At 49.4% G+C, this 20,521-nt stretch carries 22 protein-coding genes; 21 read left to right on the forward strand and 1 reads right to left on the reverse strand.

What is annotated here, in order from left to right:
* The first annotated feature begins 37 nt into the window (after positions 1–37).
* From D3D03_RS01750 to D3D03_RS01770, 5 genes are all read left to right on the forward strand, one after another.
* On the forward strand, positions 38–1,339 hold the full coding sequence (locus D3D03_RS01750; protein WP_026833468.1) for a pyrimidine-nucleoside phosphorylase: 1,302 nt from the start codon (positions 38–40) through the stop codon (positions 1,337–1,339).
* 86 nt (positions 1,340–1,425) lie between these two features.
* Complete coding sequence (locus tag D3D03_RS01755; RefSeq protein WP_119922544.1) at positions 1,426–2,430, forward strand: S66 family peptidase; 1,005 nt, start codon at positions 1,426–1,428, stop codon at positions 2,428–2,430.
* A 103-nt stretch (positions 2,431–2,533) separates the two neighbouring features.
* Complete coding sequence (locus D3D03_RS01760; protein ID WP_012369909.1) at positions 2,534–2,971, forward strand: peptidylprolyl isomerase; 438 nt, start codon at positions 2,534–2,536, stop codon at positions 2,969–2,971.
* A gap of 99 nt (positions 2,972–3,070) precedes the next feature.
* Positions 3,071–3,598, forward strand: a complete 528-nt coding sequence (locus D3D03_RS01765) for a type 1 glutamine amidotransferase domain-containing protein (protein ID WP_026833466.1) — start codon at positions 3,071–3,073, stop codon at positions 3,596–3,598.
* Between the two features lie 200 nt (positions 3,599–3,798).
* Positions 3,799–4,146, forward strand: coding sequence for a GNAT family N-acetyltransferase (locus D3D03_RS01770; RefSeq protein ID WP_026833465.1), 348 nt, complete (start codon positions 3,799–3,801; stop codon positions 4,144–4,146).
* A gap of 32 nt (positions 4,147–4,178) precedes the next feature.
* On the opposite strand, the gene D3D03_RS01775 is transcribed toward D3D03_RS01770, so the two are convergent.
* Positions 4,179–4,643, reverse strand: a complete 465-nt coding sequence (locus tag D3D03_RS01775; RefSeq protein ID WP_119922545.1) for a DUF309 domain-containing protein — start codon at positions 4,641–4,643, stop codon at positions 4,179–4,181.
* A 93-nt stretch (positions 4,644–4,736) separates the two neighbouring features.
* Here D3D03_RS01775 and D3D03_RS01780 point away from each other — a divergent pair, with 93 nt between their 5' ends.
* The 16 genes from D3D03_RS01780 (at position 4,737) to D3D03_RS01855 (ending at position 20,453) form a co-directional block, all read left to right on the forward strand.
* Positions 4,737–5,492: a segregation/condensation protein A gene (locus D3D03_RS01780; RefSeq protein WP_026833463.1), complete on the forward strand. Its 756-nt coding sequence runs from the start codon at positions 4,737–4,739 to the stop codon at positions 5,490–5,492.
* Complete coding sequence (gene scpB, locus D3D03_RS01785) at positions 5,482–6,054, forward strand: SMC-Scp complex subunit ScpB (RefSeq protein WP_026833462.1); 573 nt, start codon at positions 5,482–5,484, stop codon at positions 6,052–6,054. Before D3D03_RS01780 ends, scpB begins: the two co-directional genes overlap by 11 nt.
* Complete coding sequence (locus D3D03_RS01790) at positions 6,054–6,815, forward strand: pseudouridine synthase (protein ID WP_119922546.1); 762 nt, start codon at positions 6,054–6,056, stop codon at positions 6,813–6,815. Before scpB ends, D3D03_RS01790 begins: the two co-directional genes overlap by 1 nt.
* Positions 6,816–6,941: 126 nt before the next feature.
* The gene (locus D3D03_RS01795) at positions 6,942–7,532 is read left to right on the forward strand and encodes a redoxin domain-containing protein (RefSeq protein WP_035387646.1); all 591 of its coding nucleotides are present in this window, start codon (positions 6,942–6,944) and stop codon (positions 7,530–7,532) included.
* A gap of 21 nt (positions 7,533–7,553) precedes the next feature.
* Positions 7,554–9,095 carry a cytochrome c biogenesis protein ResB gene (resB, locus tag D3D03_RS01800; protein ID WP_233550614.1) on the forward strand — a complete coding sequence of 514 codons (1,542 nt, stop codon included), beginning with the start codon at positions 7,554–7,556 and terminating at the stop codon, positions 9,093–9,095.
* Positions 9,092–10,258, forward strand: a complete 1,167-nt coding sequence (ccsB, locus tag D3D03_RS01805) for a c-type cytochrome biogenesis protein CcsB (RefSeq protein WP_026833458.1) — start codon at positions 9,092–9,094, stop codon at positions 10,256–10,258. Before resB ends, ccsB begins: the two co-directional genes overlap by 4 nt.
* A gap of 185 nt (positions 10,259–10,443) precedes the next feature.
* Entirely contained in the window at positions 10,444–11,160 is a 717-nt protein-coding gene (locus D3D03_RS01810) for a response regulator transcription factor (RefSeq protein WP_012369919.1), read from the forward strand.
* 2 nt (positions 11,161–11,162) lie between these two features.
* The gene (locus D3D03_RS01815; protein ID WP_119922547.1) at positions 11,163–12,890 is read left to right on the forward strand and encodes a sensor histidine kinase; all 1,728 of its coding nucleotides are present in this window, start codon (positions 11,163–11,165) and stop codon (positions 12,888–12,890) included.
* A 36-nt stretch (positions 12,891–12,926) separates the two neighbouring features.
* A complete protein-coding gene (locus D3D03_RS01820; RefSeq protein WP_026833456.1) occupies positions 12,927–13,478 on the forward strand; it encodes a cob(I)yrinic acid a,c-diamide adenosyltransferase in 552 nt (183 codons plus the stop codon).
* Positions 13,475–14,728 carry an EF-P 5-aminopentanol modification-associated protein YfmF gene (gene yfmF, locus D3D03_RS01825; protein ID WP_026833455.1) on the forward strand — a complete coding sequence of 418 codons (1,254 nt, stop codon included), beginning with the start codon at positions 13,475–13,477 and terminating at the stop codon, positions 14,726–14,728. The genes D3D03_RS01820 and yfmF overlap by 4 nt, the downstream gene beginning before the upstream one ends.
* Positions 14,728–15,996: an EF-P 5-aminopentanol modification-associated protein YfmH gene (gene yfmH / locus D3D03_RS01830; protein WP_026833454.1), complete on the forward strand. Its 1,269-nt coding sequence runs from the start codon at positions 14,728–14,730 to the stop codon at positions 15,994–15,996. The genes yfmF and yfmH overlap by 1 nt, the downstream gene beginning before the upstream one ends.
* Positions 15,997–15,999: 3 nt before the next feature.
* Positions 16,000–16,704: an elongation factor P 5-aminopentanone reductase gene (gene ymfI, locus D3D03_RS01835; protein WP_119922548.1), complete on the forward strand. Its 705-nt coding sequence runs from the start codon at positions 16,000–16,002 to the stop codon at positions 16,702–16,704.
* 92 nt (positions 16,705–16,796) lie between these two features.
* Entirely contained in the window at positions 16,797–17,579 is a 783-nt protein-coding gene (locus D3D03_RS01840) for a DUF3388 domain-containing protein (RefSeq protein WP_026833452.1), read from the forward strand.
* A 27-nt stretch (positions 17,580–17,606) separates the two neighbouring features.
* Positions 17,607–18,497, forward strand: coding sequence for a helix-turn-helix domain-containing protein (locus tag D3D03_RS01845; RefSeq protein WP_026833451.1), 891 nt, complete (start codon positions 17,607–17,609; stop codon positions 18,495–18,497).
* Between the two features lie 61 nt (positions 18,498–18,558).
* Entirely contained in the window at positions 18,559–19,137 is a 579-nt protein-coding gene (gene pgsA, locus D3D03_RS01850) for a CDP-diacylglycerol--glycerol-3-phosphate 3-phosphatidyltransferase (protein WP_026833450.1), read from the forward strand.
* Positions 19,138–19,208: 71 nt separating this feature from the next.
* The gene (locus tag D3D03_RS01855) at positions 19,209–20,453 is read left to right on the forward strand and encodes a competence/damage-inducible protein A (protein ID WP_119922549.1); all 1,245 of its coding nucleotides are present in this window, start codon (positions 19,209–19,211) and stop codon (positions 20,451–20,453) included.
* The last annotated feature ends 68 nt before the right edge of the window (positions 20,454–20,521 follow it).

The following is a 20,521-nucleotide window of genomic DNA, read 5'->3' on the forward strand; positions in this document are numbered from 1 at the left end:
ATAAAAATACGAACGACCCCTTGAGGAGGAACTTATTATGCGTATGGTAGATTTGATTGCAACAAAACGAGACGGTGGCGAGTTACCAACAGCCGATATTAAAGCGATGGTCGAAGGATTCACGAACGGTGACATTCCGGATTACCAAATGTCAGCCATGTCGATGGCAATTTTCTATCAAGGCATGTCGGACCGCGAAATCGCGGATTTAACGATGGCGATGGTCGAATCAGGTGACGTGATTGATTTATCACGCATCCACGGTAAAAAAGTCGACAAACACTCAACAGGCGGAGTCGGCGATAAGATCAGTCTGATCGTCGCACCACTGGTCGCATCAATCGGAATTCCTGTCGCGAAGATGAGCGGACGTGGTCTTGGCCACACAGGCGGAACGATCGATAAGCTCGAAGCATTCCCAGGATTCGACGTGGAATTGACGGAAGAAGCATTTGTTTCTCAAGTCAACGACATCAAGATGGCAATCATCGGTCAAACGGGTAACCTGACACCAGCCGATAAAAAATTGTATGCGTTACGTGACGTGACGGCGACGGTCAACTCGATTCCGTTGATCGCAAGCTCAATCATGTCGAAAAAAATTGCAGCCGGTGCAGACAGCATCGTCCTTGACGTTAAAACGGGTTCAGGTGCTTTCATGAAGTCATTTGAAGACGCAAAAGCGCTTGCGACGGAAATGGTATCGATCGGGAAAAGTGTTAACCGGAAGACGATCGCCGTCATCACGGACATGGATCAGCCGCTCGGAAACGAAATCGGGAATGCAAACGAAGTCAAGGAAGCGATCGAAGTACTCCAAGGCAAAGACGTTCGCGATCTGAAAGTCATCGCGTTGACGATTGCTTCGCACATGGCAGTCCTTGGTGAGTTCTACCCGACGTTTGACGAAGCGTATGCCGATCTCGAGACACGTCTCGCAAACGGAGCAGCACTCGACGTCTTCAAGAAGTTCATCGCAGCGCAAGGCGGCGACGCGTCACTCGTTGACGATATGTCGAAAGCACTCGAAACGAAGTTCGAAAAAGATTTCGTGGCGTCTAAAGCAGGATACGTCTCAGAAATCATCGCGGATGAAGTCGGTGTCGCAGCGATGATTCTCGGTGCAGGCCGTGCGACGAAGGCAGATGTCATCGATCACGCAGCAAGCGTTACATTATTCAAAAAGGTCGGCGACAAAGTCGAAGTCGGTGATGTCATCGCGACACTCCGTTCGAACAAAGAAACACTCGACCAAGCAATCGAAAAAATGGACCACGCGTACCATATCAGTGAGACGAAGCCGGAAGCACGCCCGCTCGTTCATGCTGTCATTCAATAAGGTGTTTTCTGACAACTGTCTGGGTTTCTTTCCCAGACAGTTGTTTTTTTGTTATAGTAAAAGGAACAATGGGAGGGGAAATACAGATGAAACCAAAAAAACTAACTGTCGGCGATACGATTGCGATTCTCTCGCCGGCATCAGCGGTCGCAGCGTATGTACCGCGTCGTCTGCAACGGGGGATTGAGACACTGGAGCGGATGGGTTTTCAGGTCCTTGTGATGCCGAACACGACAGCGATTCACAGTCATACGGCAGGCACAATCGGGGAACGCCTTCAAGATTTACATATGGCATTTCAAAATCCTGACGTCAAAGCAATCATTACGACAATCGGCGGGTTTAATTCACATCAGTTGCTCGATGAACTCGATTACGATGTAATCCGCAACAATCCAAAAATCTTCATGGGCTACAGCGACATTACGGCTCTTCTGTCCGGCATTCATACGAAAACCGGTTTGACGACGTTCGTCGGACCTGCTGTTTTACCGCAATTTGGTCAACTGCATGGTCTTGATGCGTATACAAAAAAATGGTTCGAAAAAACGCTCATGCAGACGGAGCCGATCGGTCAAATTGAAGCATCGGATGAATGGACGGATGAAGGTTTGCGCTGGGATGTCAATGATGACCGGAGACGGATACACGTCGTCAATGAGGGGTACGTCGTCGCCCGCGCAGGAGAAGGGACAGGACCGATCATCGCCGGCAATCTCGGGACACTGCTGTTGCTTGCCGGGACACCGTATATGCCGTCGTTCGACGGTGCTGTTTTAATGCTTGAAGATGACGAAAGCGAAACGCCGGAGACGATCGACCGGTACTTTACACAACTCCGTCACCTCGGGGCATATGAAAAGATTTCGGCGATTGTCATCGGACGTTTTCACGGAAAAGTCGAGTTTGATCCTGACTTCCCGCTGAAGGACATTCTCCTACGGGCGACCCGTGGATATGACTTCCCGATTGTACTCGACGCAGACTTCGGACATACCGATCCGGTTTTCCCGTTACCAAACGGCATTCAGACATCGGTGACCGCGGGTGAAACGGTTGTGATTGAAATTCTCGAATCCGCTGTCGAATGAGTAAAAAACCTGCGTTTTGCGTAAAGATTTGATACACTAGGTAACGGAGCCGCGAATGTCGTGGCGAACACCATAGCTGAAAAGCGCGAAAGGTTGGTATACGATGCAAAAAACTGGATATATCTTATTAGAAGACGGAAATAAAATTGAGTTTGAATTGTTTAACGATGATGCACCGATCACAACAGAAAACTTCGAGAACCTTGCGAACTCGAACTTCTACGATGGATTGAACTTCCACCGTGTCATCCCTGGTTTCGTCTCACAAGGCGGTTGCCCGATCGGAAACGGTACAGGCGGATCAGGTAAGACGATTCCGTGTGAAACGTCAACATCATACCCGCACAAGCATAAAGCCGGTTCACTTTCAATGGCGCATGCTGGCCGCAACACGGGATCAAGCCAATTCTTCGTCGTTCATGAGCCACAACCACACCTCGACGGCGTGCACACAGTCTTCGGACAAGTGACATCAGGTCTTGAACACGCTACAAAAATGAAGCAAGGCGCTGGCATTAAAGAAATTCGTGTCGAAGCGTAATGCATTCCTCTCCTTCTTTTGCTGAAAGAAGGGGAGTTTTTTTTCGCCTGATTCAGGGAAGTGAGAAAAAGAATCGAAAAAACGAAGGAGCGATATATGATGCGTTTAGCAGGGAAAAAGATTATCCAACTTGTCAGCAATGATTTTGAAGATCTGGAACTGTGGTACCCGGTCCACCGCTTGCGGGAAGAAGGGGCGATTGTCGACATCGTCGGTGAAAAGGCCGACGAAAAATACATCGGAAAGTACGGTGTGCCGATCGTCTCGGATAAAGCGTTTGACGACATCACACCGTCTGAGTATGATGCGATTCTTGTACCGGGCGGCTGGTCACCCGATCTATTGCGGCGGTTTGATTCCGTTCTCGCCATGGTCCGCCATTTTGATGAAACGAAGCAACCGATCGGTCAGATCTGCCACGCAGGATGGGTCTTGATTTCTGCAGGTGTCTTGAATGGTGTCAATGTCACGAGTACACCGGGAATCAAAGATGATATGACAAACGCCGGAGCAACGTGGCACGATGAAGCGGTCGTCGTTGACGGTCATATCATTTCGAGCCGACGTCCACCCGATTTACCGGATTACATGCGCGAATTCATCAAGGTCCTCGAAGGATCCAAATAATCGTCACAACCTTACTGTACGAGCTTACCTCCCTGTCACCGGACAGGGAGGTCTCGTTTCGGGTAGGGCACCGACTCTGTCCGTCTTTTTAGTCGATTTGACGAAAAATGAAGCATTTCGAGCCGAGAAGGTGTAGAATAAACAAGTCTCAGTCGATCATATTCCTGAGAGTTGTTGAAACTAGGAAGGTGTAGAATCAGATGCTAGTAAAATATAAAAAGTTGAATGAACGGACCGCGATGGGGTTAATCGCTTTTTCGTGCGAAGTGAAGGATCCGAAGTATTTGCTTGAAACGGTTCAAACCTATGAACAAGATGAGAATCAACAGTTGTATCTCTATAAACAGGATGAAGACTTTATCGGAATCATCGGGTTTCAATTGGTGGATGGCCACGCTGAATTGAAGCATATCGCCTTATCGCCGTCCTTCCGTGGTGAACGGATGTCTTACATGCTGCTCGATGCAGCGGAAAAGATGATGCGGATGGAGATTACGGGTGCAACAGAAGAAACGACGCGACTTGTTGAGAAATGGAAAAGTCAATAAAAAACCGGTCCATGTAGTTTCGGACCGGTTTTTCATTTTCTATTTCGCGCCGCAAGTGCCAGCTGTCGGGCCGAGATGACGTCCTGGCGGTCACGTAAAACGTGTTTATGCCGCAAGAAGGACGGATCGTGTTGGACATCGACCGGCACTTGTTGGATCCGTCGTTGCATGTCTTTTGCGAGCGGCAACGGGATGTGTTGATAGTCGGGTTGCGTGAACGCGGGACGTAAGCCCAGTAACTGCACGACGTCGATTCCGTGCCCCGCCAAGGAGCCGGCATGACGTTCGATTTTTTGGAAGGCTTTCGGATAGGTTCGCATCGCACCAGCCAAGTTGCCGCGGCGATGATGATAGCGGGCGACGGCAAGCTGGATCAATGCGACGAGCGACTCATCTTGACGCTGTCCCGTCTGCCACAATTCTTCGAGCACTTCGTGGCATTCAAAATAATCCTGTTGCACGTTGAATTCGAAAGCAAACTGTTCGATTGGATGCATGGAGGCACCTCCTTTCCTTTAATATAACATAGTCGAAGCGGCGTGATGTATGGTATACTAAGGCGCAAAAAACGTTGATGGGCAGGGAGAATCATGGAATCATACAGTGTAAAGATGGATGCGTTTGAAGGCCCGTTGGATTTGTTGTTACATTTGATTGGGAAATTGGAGATTGACCTGTACGATATTTCCGTATCGGTCGTGACGGATCAGTATGTGTCCTATATTCGTGCGATGCAACATCTGGAACTGGATGTGGCGAGTGAATATCTTGTCATGGCAGCGACGCTCCTGCAATTAAAAAGTAAACAACTGTTACCTGTCGAACAGACGGAGTTCGAAGATGTTCCTGATTTCGAGGAGGAGCCGACACGCGAAGGGTTGATTCAGCAACTGATTGAATATAAAGCATATAAGGAAGCGGCACTGGTCTTAAAGGAAAAGGAAGAGGCGCGCCTTGAACTTTTCTCAAAGCAGCCGGAAGACTTGATGGCGTATCTCGATGCCGAGACACAGGATTACAGCGGGAATCTGTCCTTTAGTGACTTGTTGCGGGCGTATGAAAAAATGCGCCAACGTGTCGCCTGGAAAGTGCGCCGATCGAAAACGGTCAAACGGGAAGAACGGACGCTTGAACAACAGATGGTCCATGTTTCCGAATATGTCCTAGGCAACGACGGGACGACATTTTTTGGATTCTTTACGGAACAGCCGACCGTTGAGGAATTGGTGGTCAGTTTCTTGGCAGTGCTTGAACTTGTCAAACAACGGATTGTTGCGTGTGAACAGATGAATGACGATATCTTGTTGCGTGCCTTAGTGAAGGAGGAGAATCAGATTGGCGTATGATCGAATCATTGAAAGTTTATTGTTTGTGGTTGGAGATGATGGCATCGATCCACGTGGTTTGAGTCAAGTCCTTGAAATCAGTGAGGCGGCGGCACGAGAACAGTTGCATGCTCTTCAGATAACGTTTGAGTCCGAGCAACGTGTCTTGCAGATCGTTGAGTCGGGCGGTGTCTTCAAGATGGTCACCCGGAAAGAGATGTCTCCGTATGTGCAAGCCTATGCCGGTTCCCTGGCAGAAGACAGCTTGTCCCGGGCTGCGATGGAGACACTGGTCATCATTGCCTACAAACAACCGGTCACCCGGGCGGACATCGAAGTCATTCGCGGCGTAAAGACGGAACGTGTCATTCATACGTTGAGTGCAAAAGGATTAATTGATGAAGCCGGACGCGCAAAAGGCGTCGGGCGTGCAAAATTGTATAAGACGACCGATCATTTCTTGGATCACTTCGGACTGAACAGTATCGAAGAGTTGCCGCCGCTTGAGTTTGAAGAAACGTTAGAAGCGGACGGGGATCTATTTTTCCGGAATGAGTCGTCACTAGAGGAGAGAATAAATTAATGGAACGTCTACAAAAAATTATCGCCCAAGCTGGTGTCGCATCGCGACGCAAAGCAGAAGAATTGATCACAGAAGGTCGTGTCAAAGTCAACGGGAAAGTCATCACGGAACTTGGCACGAAAGTCGGCGGACGCGCGGAAGTGGAAGTGGACGGCGTCAAACTCGAACGCGAAGAACACGTCTACTACATGTTGTACAAACCAACAGGCGTCGTCTCAACCGTTGAGGATGACAAAGGCCGTAAAACCGTTGTTGATTTGGTCCCACCCGGTCACCGTGTGTTCCCGGTCGGTCGTCTCGACTACAATACGAGCGGCTTGTTACTCCTGACAAACGACGGGGAGTTCTCGAACCTGTTGCTGCACCCGAAATATAAAGTCCCGAAACGTTACATCGTCAAGATCAAAGGTGTACCGGAAAATTATCACGTCAAAGGTCTTGAAAAAGGCGTCGTCTTGCCGGACGGATTCAAAACAGGCAAAGCACGTGTCGAGATGCGTGACATCGACAAGAAAAAGAATACGGCAATTTTAGAAATGGTCATCTACGAAGGCCACAACCGCCAAGTCCGACAAATGGTCGAAACACTTGGAGCGGAAGTCATCAAGTTGAAACGTGAACAGTTTGGCTTCCTGACACTCGCCGGATTGACATCAGGCGACTGGCGCGAACTTTCAAAAAAAGAAGTCAATCAATTGCGTGAGCTGGCGGATCCGGTTGCTCCCCCTACGAAAAGACGTAAGAACACAAAAAAACGTTAATTTGTAAAGCGAGAAGCTCAGCCTGCGGGTTGAGTTTTCTTTGTTTGTGACAAAACGATTAACGTATTTCACATTCTGTCAACATTTAAGCGATTTCAAGTACAATATGGGTGGAGGCGGTGCGACATGAAAAAAACGAATCAAAACCCGGATGAGCGGCTAGCAGCCGCAAAGCAAAAGAAGAAAAAACGTTCATTTTGGCGGTTGATGATCATGACGATGGTGTTATTCGCCGGTGCGGTCGTCATCATGCAGTTTGTGGACCAGGCGACACGCGACAAGGACGGACGAGTCCTTGCCGGAGACGATGCGCCAGGCTTTGCGCTTGTCGATCTGTATGGGGAAAAACAACATACGATGGATGAGTACAAAGGAAAAGGACTTTTACTCAATTTCTGGGGCACATTCTGTGAACCTTGTAAAAAAGAAATGCCGTTGATCAATGACAACGTCGATATGTTGGAAAAAGAAGGTGTTAACTTCGTGGCGGTCAACGTCGGCGAAACACCGGTCCGCGTGTCAAGTTTCATCAAGGAAATCGGTGGAACCGATTATCCGATTCTGATGGATACGAACAGTTCGGTCGAAAAAGCGTACGGTATCTACAACTTACCTGTGACGTTCATCATTAACAAAGAAGGTAAAGTCGTCGAGAAGTATGAGGGTGAAATCGATCAAGCGAAACTTGAAGAAATGATTAAAAAAGCAAACGAGTAACGCATCGAGGGGGAATTTATGATGCAGCAGGAATATAAGCAACTGGATATGCGTTATGAGGAGGCCGAGCTTCGTTCAAAACGAAAAAACCAGTCGTGGATTGACCGGACATGGACATTCTTCTCATCCGTCAAAGTAGGACTGTGGTTGATCGGCTTGATCATCATCGCAAGCGGGGTCGGGACGATCTTTCCACAAGAAATGTACATTCCGCAAGCCATCCCGCCGGAAGAGTTTTACGGCAAAGAATACGGGACGGCCGGCGATATGTATTATGCGTTAGGATTCCATAACTTGTTTGAATCCTGGTGGTATATTGGATTGATTACATTATTGCTTCTTTCAATCATCATCGTGTCAATTGACCGTTTCTTCCCGCTTTACCGCGCTTTGAAGAAACAACCGGTCATCCAGTCCGACCGTTTTATGGGCGGTCAGCGATTTGGCGCTGAGGCGACTGGTACGGTCCAACAGATTGATGCAATCGAGCCTTTGCTCAAGAAAAAAGGGTATAAGATTCGCCGGAAAGACGGCGCCTTGTTAGCCGAAAAACAACGGTTTGGTCGCTGGGGTCCATACATCAACCATATTGGATTGGTGCTGTTCTTTGGTGGTGCCATGTTACGAATCGTTCCTGGGATGCACGAAGACGAGTTGCTTTGGATTCGTGAAGGGGAAACGTTGCCGGTCGAAGCGACGGACAATCAATACTATCTCGAGAACAATGCTTTCAACATCGAATTTTATGATCCGGCAAAAGAGGATGAGAAGTTCAGTGAAGCATTAAAACGAGCGGGTGGAAGTGTTCCGAAAAACTACGATACGCAGATGACGCTGTATGAGAAGGTCGGCATGACGGACGATTTCAAACCGAAACTTGAAAAAATCAAGTCGGGTGAAACCGCGGTCAACCAGCCGTTTGAGTTCGGAAATTATCAAGTCTTCCAGGAACAGTATGCGGCGGATCCTGAATTCAAGACGATGTCATTTAACATCGAGAATCAAAAAACGGGAAAAGTCGTCGATACGATCAAGGTCGACTTACGTAATCCGAAAGAAACCTATGCCTTAAAAGACGGGTACGAAGTTGAACTGAAGGACTTCTTACCGGACTTCGTCGTCAAAGACGGAAAACCGACGACGAACTCATCACGTCCAGTCAATCCGGCGTTCGTCTTTACGATCAAATCTCCGGAACATCCGGAAGGGGAACGGAGTCTGATCGGGATTAAACTGAATGTCGGCGGCGATGAGAACCAATACAAGATGGGCTTCGCAGGCACGGAACTCTCGAACATCTCTGGCGTTCGAATCAAAAAAGATCTGACGTTACCGTTCCTGTTCGCAGGTGGAATCATCTTCATGACGGGTCTGTTGATCGGCATGTATTGGCCGCACCGCAGACTATGGTTAAAAGAAGCGGACGGGCAGATTAAAATTGCCGGCTTCACGAACAAAAACGCACTTGGGCTTCAGAAAGAAGCCAATCTCGCATTGACCGAAGTGGGACTTCCGCAACTGGAAGACCGGCAGAAGTTGCGGGAAGAGGGGGAATCGAAATGAATCTGCTTAGTTTGAGTAGTAATCTACTGCTCGCATCCTTTGTTTTGTATTTGATCAGTACCGGCTTCTTTGCGGTTGCGACAAGTGGCAAAAAAGGACCAACCCGCTCAGGGAAGATTGCTTTTTCGCTCGCAATCGTTGGATTTATCGCTCAACTCGGTTACTTCTTCACACGCTGGGCGGGAGCCGGTCACGTACCGGTCTCGAACTTATATGAATACACGACCTTCTTCGGTATGATGATGGTGCTTGGTTTCTTGATCGTCTACGGGATTTACCGGAACAATGTCCTCGGACTTGTCGCGATGCCTGTCGCCTTGCTCGTCATCGCTTATGCATCAATGTTCCCGGACGAAGTCCAACCGTTGATTCCAGCCTTACAAAGTGTTTGGCTGAAAATCCACGTGACGACAGCTGCACTCGGCGAAGGGATTCTGGCGGTCAGTTTTGCGACCGGCTTGTTGTACCTGATCCATGCGACGGACTTCAGCAAGGAGTCGAAAACACGGACGTGGCTTGAAGTCGTCATGTTTTCACTCGCCTGTGTCGTCGGTTACATCGTCGTTGGTCTTTTGTTTAATGCAATCGGGACAAACTCGACCATCGAGTATGTCGCGAAAAACGGTGCCACGATGCAACATGACTACACGATGCCTGTCTTGACAGGTCCTGAAAACGGGAAAGTCATCTCCGGCTCAGGAGCGGTGGCAGAATTGCCGAACTTCCTCAATGCCAATAAAGTCAACACGGTACTCTGGTCGTTAATCGGCGGAATCGTCTTGTACATTCTGCTCCGATTCGTCATTCTCCGGAAGCGGTTGGCGGAAAGTCTGAAACCGATCGCTCGGAAAATCGATCTCGAAACAGCGGATGAAATCAGCTACCGCTCGGTTGCGATCGGCTTACCGATCTTCATTCTCGGCGGACTGATCTTTGCGATGATTTGGGCACAGATGGCATGGAGCCGTTACTGGGGCTGGGATCCAAAAGAAGTATGGGCACTGATCACGATGCTCTTTTATGTATTTTATCTCCATATGCGCATCCAGCGCGGTTGGATCGGAAAAAAATCAGCGTGGTTATGTGTCGGCGGATTTGCCGTCATCATGTTTAACCTCGTCTTCGTCAATCTGGTTGTTGCGGGTCTTCACTCGTACGCCTGATCGGTGAAATCGATTGACCGGATCATTAATCAAGGATGGACGACGGAAAAACTTCCGCTGTCCATCCTTTTTTTTGCGTGAAGCGGCAATTCCGCGGTCGGAGACGCTATTCTTTTAGTTTCATAGTATACTAAAAGAGTAGTAGGATAGAGTTAGACAGATTAGTTCATGGGAGGAATCAACTGATGTCAGAAGAAGCGCGTATTTTGGTCGTCGATGATGAAGAACGGATTCGGCGTTTATTGAAAATGTACCTCGAACGTGAGAACTTTACGATTGAAGAAGCGGATAACGGAGAAACGGCTCTCGAGATGGCACTGGAAACGGAATATGATGTGATTCTACTGGATTTGATGATGCCAAAACTCGACGGCATGCAGGTCTGCGAAGAACTGCGGAAAACGAAAGCGACGCCAATCGTCATGCTGACGGCGAAAGGCGAAGAGACGAACCGGGTTCACGGCTTTGAGATGGGGGCAGATGATTACATCGTCAAACCGTTCAGTCCGCGCGAAGTCGTCTTACGTGTCAAAGCGATCCTGCGCCGGGCAAGTGCGACCAAGTTCCTGCATACCGATGCGAAGACAAAAGACGTCATCGTGTTCCCGCATCTGACGATTGATAATGATGCGCACCGCGTCACGGTCGAATCACAGGAAGTCAACTTGACGCCAAAAGAATACGAATTGCTGTATTTCCTGGCGAAACAGACGGATAAAGTGTTCTCGCGCGAACAACTGTTAAAAGAAGTCTGGAACTATGAGTTTTTCGGCGACTTACGAACGGTCGATACCCACGTCAAACGGTTGCGTGAAAAGTTGAACCGCTTGTCACCCAATGCGGCGCAGATGATTACGACGGTTTGGGGTGTCGGATACAAGTTCGAGAATAACCCTGCCTGACGATGAAGTGGTTACAGAGTGTCGTCATCAAACTGTGGGGAACGATTTTATTACTTGTCTCGGTCGTCTTGATTGCTTTGACGATTTTGCTGCTCGAATTTTTCAATTCGTTCCATATCGAGCAGGAACGGGGACACTTGGCAAAGCTCGGCCAGCAGGTCGAAACGGTGTTTCAAGCCCATAGCGGTCTCGAAGAAGGATCAGCCACTGCGATTGAGATTACCGATATATACGGTGCGACGCTGATCGCGACGACGACCGACGAGACAATCGAAACGAACATCTCGGAAGAAAAGGCGAGCCGGATCATCAAAGAACTGGAACGTCAGAACTGGAAAGCCGTCGACGGCGAAGAAGGGGAAACCGCAATCGGGAATTACGAAACGTTTGACGGGAAAGCAGCCCTGGCGTACCGGGCTCCGTTCATCACGGAAAGTGGAAGCGGGACGATGTATTTGATTGAGCAATTGACGAACATCGAACAGGCCAACGAAGGGGCGCGTCAAATCATTCAGCTTTGTGTCCTGCTTGCCATCATCGGCACGACCGTCTTCGCCTTTTTCCTTTCAACACGGATTACGGCACCGCTCCGGACGATTCGCCAAGCCGTCGTTGAGGCGGGAGAAGGGAAGTTCGATCAGAGTCTGACCCAACGTTCACGGGATGAAATCGGGGATCTGGCGCTTGCGTTTAACGAGATGAGCAGCCAGCTGAACCAATACGTCACCGATCTCGATAAAGAACGGCATCTCTTGTCTTCAATCTTAAAATGTATGGCGGATGGTGTCTTGACGTTTTCGGATTCGGGTGAGTTGCTCGCGACCAATCCGCCGGCGGAAGCCTTCTTAGCCGGTGCACCTGTACCGGACGAACTGATTGAACTGTTCCAGACGGTCATGCGCAAGGAAAAAGAGATGACGGTTTCCTTCGAGCGGGAAGGACGCTTCTACATCATCATCGTCAGTCCGTTGCTCGAACAAGAAGAGCAGATCGGCGCCGTTGCCGTCTTGCGTGATATGACGGAAGCTCAACAGCTCGAAAAGATGCGGGCGGACTTTGTCGCAAACGTCAGTCATGAACTACGGACACCTCTCGTGATGTTACAGGGGTATTCCGAAGCGATCGTCGACGGGATGACGGAAAGTGACGAAGCGACGAAAGAGTTTGCCTCGATCATTTATGATGAGTCGCAGCGACTCTCGCGTCTCGTCAATGATCTGCTTGATCTTGCCCGGATGGAAGCCGGTTATCAGGAACAACGGATTGAGACGATCGATGCGGTTCCGTTTGCCAAACGAATGATTAAGAAATTCAAGCAGATGGGTCTTGAAAAACGCGTTTCCTTTGAGGTGGTCGGTCCGAACGCCCAGTTCGAAGCCGATCCGGACCAGATGGATCAAGTGATGACGAATCTGCTCGGAAATGCCTTACGCTACACGGAAGATGGGCAAATCAAGATTGAAATTGCTGAAGATAGGGAAACAATATCTTTATCTGTAATTGACTCGGGAGACGGAATTCCGGAAGAAGATGTGCCGTTTGTATTCGACCGTTTTTATAAAGCGGATAAAGCACGGACACGCGGCAAAACCGGAACCGGCATCGGTCTCGCGATTGTTGCCAATGTCGTTCGTTCACATGACGGGGAAGTCGAAGTCGAAAGTGAACTGGGGAAAGGATCTGTTTTCCGAATTCAATTACCAAAAAAACAAAGGAAGCGAACTTTATGATTCGCTTCCTTTCGCTATAAGACAGGAGTGAGTGGTTTGAAAATCTATACAAAATCAGGGGATGAGGGAGATACATCCCTCGTCGGCGGACGCGTCAAAAAAAATGACGTCCGAATCACCTTAATGGGGGAACTCGACGAACTGAACAGTTTTGTCGGGCTTGCCCGAACGAAAGCGACGTCGATTGAGGTCAAGGAGCAGTTGACGGTCATCCAGCACGTTCTGTTTGATTGCGGCAGTGATTTGATGTACGTCGAACAAAAAGCATCACGCTTGAGTCCGACGGCGACAGAAGATCTCGAAAGTTGGATTGACAGCTTGACGGAATTATCGCCGCCGCTTGATAAATTCATCTTACCGGGCGGAACGGAAGCAGCGGCTTGTCTGCATGTCGCACGGACGGTCTGCCGTCGCGTCGAACGGACGATGATTGATGTCGAACAGGCCCATCACTTGTTGCCGTTCATCAATCGCTTAAGTGACTTCTTCTTTACGGCAGCACGGTACGAAAATGCAGTTAATCAAAAAGCGGATATCGAATATGTGCGGAGTGCGCACGTATTTAAACGAAAGGGTGGAGAAGCATGAGTCAGTCATTTCAGACGTGGAAAAAACAAGGAACGACCTTTCATCTCGTTCCGACCGAAAAATTCAAGACGACTACCGTCCTCGTGACGTTTTCAGCACCACTTGAGGAAACGACACTGACGAGCCGGGCATTGTTACCGTATATCATGGAAAAATCGACAGCGGCTTATCCGTCGATGAAGGCTTTACGCGAGCCGCTCGAAACGTTATACGACGCCGGTCTGTATGCGGATGCCTCGAAATTCGGGGAGGAACATGTCATCTCGTTCCAACTCGATATCGTCCGCGGTGATCTCGTTCGTCATGAGACCCTGCTCGAGGAAGCACTGGATCTACTCGAACAGATGATTTTTTATCCGGATTTGACAGAAGGCGGATTCCGGGAACAGTTCGTCAAACAGGAGAAGCGTCTGCACGCTTTGCGGATCAGTTCGTTGTATGACGACAAGATGCGTTTTGCCCAGCAACGCCTGCTTGAATTAATGGCGCCGGGAGAAGCGGTTTCCCTGTCGTCACTCGGTACACTCGAGGCCCTTGAACAGATTACACCATCTTCTTTGCGTGATACATACCGGTCGATGGTGGAAGAGGACCGGATCGATGTTTTCGTCGTTGGTCATGTCACACAAGACGAGATGGAAGATGCCTTGTCCTTCCTGCCGTCGCACGGTGAAAAAGCCAGTCATTACATCCCGGCCCAAAAACAAGTCATGGGTGTCAAACGGTCATCCGAGACACAACCGATCAAACAAGGGAAACTGCATTTAGGATACCGGGTGGGCGTTGATCCGACGTCGGTTGATTCCATCCGGATGCAAATCGTCAATGGCTTGTTCGGCGGCTTCCCGCATTCGAAATTATTCATGAACGTCCGTGAAAAAGAGAGTTTGGCCTATTACGCCGCCTCACGGTACGCCGCGTTAAACGGTGCGTTGTATGTCTATGCCGGTGTCGAGACGAAGCAGGCAGAGCGGGCGGAGACCATCATCGGCGAACAGTTGGTAGATTTGAAGGCTGGACTGTTTACAGATGAAGAATTGACACAGACGAAAGCGATGCTGATCAATGCACGTCGCCAGATTCTCGATCAGCCGGGACAACTGATTGGTTGGTTGAACGGCTCGAAGATGCGCGGACTGACGCTGGAAGATGAGATTCATATCATCGAGACGGCAACACGCGACGATGTCGTCCGTTTGGCGGCGGCAATCGAACTAGAAGCAGTTTACTTATTGCGAGGTGAAGAATAATGGAACAGTTCACGTATCATGATACCGACGAAACCGTCTTTTTTGAGCAGCTTGACAACGGACTAGCCGTTTATCTTCTGCAGAAGAAAGGCTACGAAAAAACGTATGCAACATTCACGACACGCTACGGCTCGATTGACAACCGTTTTAAAACAGGGGATGACTGGGTCCAGGTACCGGACGGGATCGCTCATTTCCTCGAGCACAAAATGTTCGAGTCGGAAAAAGGAGATGTTTTCCAAGAGTTTGGCCGACTCGGTGCGTCCGCCAACGCGTTCACGTCGTTTTCGCGGACCGCGTATCTCTTCTCGGCGACATCATTGATTGAACAAAATCTGGAGACGCTGATCGACTTCGTCCAGGATCCGTACTTCACACCGGAAAGTGTCGAGAAGGAAAAAGGCATCATCACACAGGAAATTCAGATGTATCAAGATAACCCCGGCTGGCGTCTGTTCTTTGGTCTGATCGAATCGATGTATGCGAAGCATCCGGTCCGGATTGATATCGCCGGAACACCGGAATCGATTGATCAAATCACGGCTGACGATTTGTATACGTGTTACCGGACGTTTTATCATCCGTCGAACATGGTCTTGTTCGTCGTCGGAAACATTGATCCAGCGGAGACGCTTGCTTTAATCAAAGCGAATCAGGCGAAAAAGAACTATTCCGACCGACCGGCGATCGAACGCGATTACGGAGTGGAGCCGAACGCCGTCGCTAAGAAACGATTTGAACTTGAACTCGACGTCAAGACACCAAAAGTCTTGATCGGTTATAAAGACACGTCACTCGGCGGCGAGGAACAGTTGCGCCGGGAATTGACGAGTGAACTGTTGTTGCACCTGTTATTTGATCAAACATCTTCGACGTATCTTGAACTGTATGAAGACGGGTTGATCGATGATACGTTCAGCTTTGATTATTCGAGTGAGGAAGAGTTCGCCTTTGCGACGTTCGGAATGGAAACGGAAGATCCGGAACGCTTCATTGCGGCGTACGAGAACTTACTCGCTGTCCGTCCGGAGTTCGAGGAGACGGAAGTTGTCCGCAAACGAAACATGATGCAAGGTAAATTCTTGCGTTCGCTCAACTCACCGGAATTCATCGCCAACCAGTTTTCACGCCATGCCTTGGCGGGAACGAACTTGTTCACGTTACCGACCTTGATTGCTTCGATCACAAAAGAAGAAATCGAAGCCCGTTTTGATGAATTGTTTGCACTCGACAACCGTGCGATTTCAATCGTCAAACCGTACGCGTAACCGATGCGGATTTTAATTACCGGAGCGAGTGGCGCCATCGGATGGGCGACCGTCAAACGCTTGGCGGAAGACGGGCATGAGCTCGTCTTGCATACACATCAACGAAAGACAGAACTGGAACAACTCGTGAAGCAGTTGCCTGTGACGACAGAAATCGTCACAGGCGATCTGTCTGACCGGAACGCTTTGGCGGCCTTTTGTGAGACGCTCCCTTCCGTCGAAGGGTTCATCCACATTGCCGGTACGAGCTTCAGCGGACTGCTGGTTGATCAAACGGTCCGTTCGGCAGAAGCGATGTTGACCTTACATGTCGAGTCATTGATTCAGATTGCACAGGTCTTGACACGAAAAAAAGCATTCTCCGCTCCGCTTTCGATTGTCGTCGTCAGCAGTGTGCTTGGAGAAACCGGTGTTGCCGGAGAGGTCGTCTACTCGACCTGTAAGGCGGCACAACTCGGTTTCGTCAAGTCATACAGTAAAGAACTCGGCGCCATGCACGGCCGGGTGAACGCCGTGACGCCGGGATGGATCGATACACCGATGAATGCCGTTTTTTCTGAGGAAGACCGTGAGCTTGCGCTTGCAGAAATTCCGGCAGGTCGCTTTGGCCGGGTCGAAGAAGTCGCTTCCGCGATCGTCTACTTGATGAGCCGGGAGTCGGAATATATGAATGGTGCCGTCCTGAAGATTGACGGTGCTTGGATGTAATCCGTTAAATTTGCTTAGGGGAATGCTTTTCATTTTTCAAAAAATCATTTAACATGAGGGATGGATAACCGATTCTAAGGGAGGCTTTGCGCGTGAGTGAATTCGAACAGTGGTATCTGGAGTATGAATTGAACGTCAACCGTCCCGGAATTTTGGGGGACATCGCGTCACTCATGGGGATGCTACATATTTCGATTGTCACGATTAATGGTGTTGACCATCAACGTCGCGGCATGTTGCTGCAGACGAAGCAGCCGGATCAAATTCCGCGACTCGCAGCCATCCTGAAGACGATGCCGGCGATTGAAGTCATTAAATTGCGGAAACCGAAACTGCGTGACCGGATCGCGATTCGCCACGGCCGTTACATCGATCACAGCAGTGGTGAAATCAAGACGTTCCGATTCGTCCGCGAAGATTTAGGAATTCTCGTCGATTTCATGGCAGAGTTGTGCAAGCAGGAGGGACATCTTTTGATTGGTGTCCGCGGCATGCCCCGAGTCGGTAAAACAGAATCAATTGTCGCCGCAAGTGTCAGTGCGAACAAGAAATGGCTGTTCCTGTCATCAACGTTGATCAAACAAACGGTTCGCACATCCTTGTTTGATGATGAACGGACCGGAGATTATGTCTATATCATTGACGCACTCGTCTCCCAACGCCATTTTGATGAGCGGCACTGGCAAATCTTACGAGAAGTCATGCGTTTGCCGGCGACGAAAATCGTCGAACATCCGGACGCTTTTGTTAAATCAAGCGAATATACGTGGGATGATTTTGATTACATCATTGAACTCCGCAACACGACAGAAGAAATCATTGTCACCGAACCACCGCGTGCCCATGGCGGAAACGAATGGTTCAATTTCGAATAAGTATTGAAAATGGAAGGTGTGTTACCGATGACTGAGCTCGGAACCTACTTAAAGGAGCAACGGGAGACCCTAGGTGTATCCCTTGAGCAAATCCAAAGTACAACTAAAATTCAAAAACGTTACATCGTCGCCATTGAAGAAGGGGACTACAAGCAACTGCCGGGTGCCTTTTATGCCCGGGCATTCATCAAAACTTACGCCGAAGCTCTTGGACTTGATGTCGATGAGGTCTTCGAGACGTACAAACGTGATTTACCGGAGCCGGAGACCCAACCGGTCGTCGAATTGTCGCGCCGCGCGACCTATTCGAAGTCGACCGCTCCGAAGAAAAGCGTCGCCAAACGGTGGATTCCAAACATCATCATCATCGCGCTGATCTTTGCGATTGGGGTCGCCCTGTATTACGGTTTCCAAGCGTTCCAGGACGGTGACAACACCCGAACAGCGACACCTCAACAAAATGAGGTCACGATTGATGAAGGGGATGCACCAAGCAAGGAAACCAATGCCCCTGCTGAGGAGCCGAAGGAAGAAGAACCGGCTAAAGAAGAAGAACCTGTAAAAGAAGAAGAGAAAAAACCGTTAGCTGCGAAAACGACGGCTGGTCAGGACATCACATATGAAGTGCCGACAGACGGGACGATGAGTGTATCGATTCGGATCAAAAAAGATGCCTCGCCATCGCCATTTGTTGGTGTTCGGGATACGTCTCTTGAAGGCGAAGCACTTGCGCCGGACCATATCAATGCGTCGGATCCGAACCCGATCGTCGTCAAAGATGCGAAAACAGATGTCATCCGGATTCGTGTCGGGTCGATCAAGGGAATCGACAGTATTATCGTCAATGATCAGGAGCTTAAGCTTAACCGCTCCCTCCTCGTTCAAAATATTTATCTGAAGAAAGTAGCCACGCCATAAGGCGTGTCTTCTTCATGTCGGCTCTGCCGGCATACATAACCCGAAAAGGAGGGATACGAGAATGAACTTGCCCAATCAATTGACGGTCTTACGCGTGTTATTAATTCCCGTGTTCGTTGCCGTCTTAGCCATCAATCCAGACTGGGGACAGTGGGATGTCTTAGGAGCAGAATTACCGGTTTCCCACTTCGTCGCCGCGATGATTTTTTCCGTCGCTGCCATCACCGATTGGCTCGATGGTTATCTCGCACGTAAAAACAAATTGGTCACGAACTTCGGTAAATTCATGGATCCACTTGCTGACAAGATGCTTGTCGCTGCAGCACTTGTCTATCTGGTAGAACTTGAATTCGTCGCTGCCTGGGTCGTCGTCATCATCTTATGTCGTGAATTTGCCGTGACGGGTCTGCGTCTCGTCGCTTCAGACGAAGGAATCGTGCTCGCTGCCGGTAATTCAGGCAAAGCGAAAACATGGGTTCAGTTGACGTCGATCATCGCCTTTTTATTACACGACATCGGATTTGCCCTACTGAACATTCCATTTGCTGAAATCACGATGTGGCTTGCTTTAGTGTTGACGATTTACTCGGGTGTCGAGTATTTCTCGAAAAATATCAAATTGATTACGAAATCGATGTAAGTTACATCAAACAAGGCTGTTCGCCAAACCGAACAGTCTTTTCTTATAGTTAAGAAAGTGGGGATGCAAAGATGAAAGCAGAAATCATTGCTGTCGGAAGTGAGTTATTGTTAGGGGAAATCGCCAACACGAACGCCCAGTATTTATCGGAGTGGCTCGCGACGTGCGGAATCGATGTCCATTACCATACGGTCGTCGGAGATAACCGGGAGCGGATGGTGGAGGTTGTTACACGTGCTCAGGAACGGGCGGAATTGATTGTCATCACCGGAGGACTTGGTCCGACGGAAGACGATTTGACGAAAGAAGTCGTGGCAGATCTTCTCGGGCGTGGATTGCATGTGGATCAGCCGGCATATGACCGAATTGAAGCGTTCTTGAAGACACGAGAACGTGTGATGACGGACAACGAGAGAAAACAGGCGCTCGTCATCGAAGGAGCGGACGTCTTGACGAACGAGGCAGGTCTCGCTCCAGGCATGTCGCTCCATGCGGACAATCACCAATACATTTTGTTGCCTGGTGTTCCGCGCGAGATGAAACGAATCATCGCCGATCATTTCGAACACCTGCTTGGAAAAGAAACAATCAAATCCAGAACATTGCGCTTTTTCGGAATTGGCGAGTCGGCATTAAATGACCGGTTGGCTGATCTGATTCGGACGGCACGCAATCCGTCGATCGCTCCGTACGCGGAATTGGCAGAAGTCCGTCTTCGTCTGACAGCGAAGGCGTTTGATGAACGCGAGGCGCTGGAGATGCTTGATACACTCGAACGACAGGTGCTCGATGAAGTCGGGACACATTTTTACGGATACGGGGATGCCAGTTTACCTGCCGTCGTCTTGGACCGGTGCCGCAAAGCCGGATTGACGTTAGCAGCAGCCGAGTCGTTGACGGGTGGTGCCTTCGCGAGTGGTCTAACGGACATTGCCGGTGCAAGCGATGTCTTTCGGGGTGGTGCTGTCGTCTATGCGGACACAGCGAAAGTTAATGTCTTAGGTGTCGAACAGACGTTGCTCGATGAACAGACGGCGGTCAGCCGGGACGTGGCGATTGCCATGGCGGAAGGGGCGCGTGCACTTTACGAGACGGACCTTGCCATCGCCTTGACGGGAGAGGCGGGACCAACGAGCAACAGCGGTCAAGCTGTCGGAACAGTCTTCTGTGCATTGGCACAAGCGAGCGGTACACAAGTGCTTGAATTGACGTATCCTGCCTTCGACCGTGGTATGATTAGATTACGTTCCGTCAAGGATGCCTACTTCATGTTGTTGAAAAACATCGGTCATTCCGACGAAATGGAGGAAAGTTAATTTCTTTCAACTATACGAATAAATGTTCGTAAAAAGCTTGTTATTTGGTCTCAAAAGAAGTACAATAA

It is taken from the genome of Exiguobacterium sp. RIT452, assembly GCF_003598705.1.
GTDB classification, from domain to species: Bacteria; Bacillota; Bacilli; order Exiguobacteriales; family Exiguobacteriaceae; genus Exiguobacterium_A; species Exiguobacterium_A undae.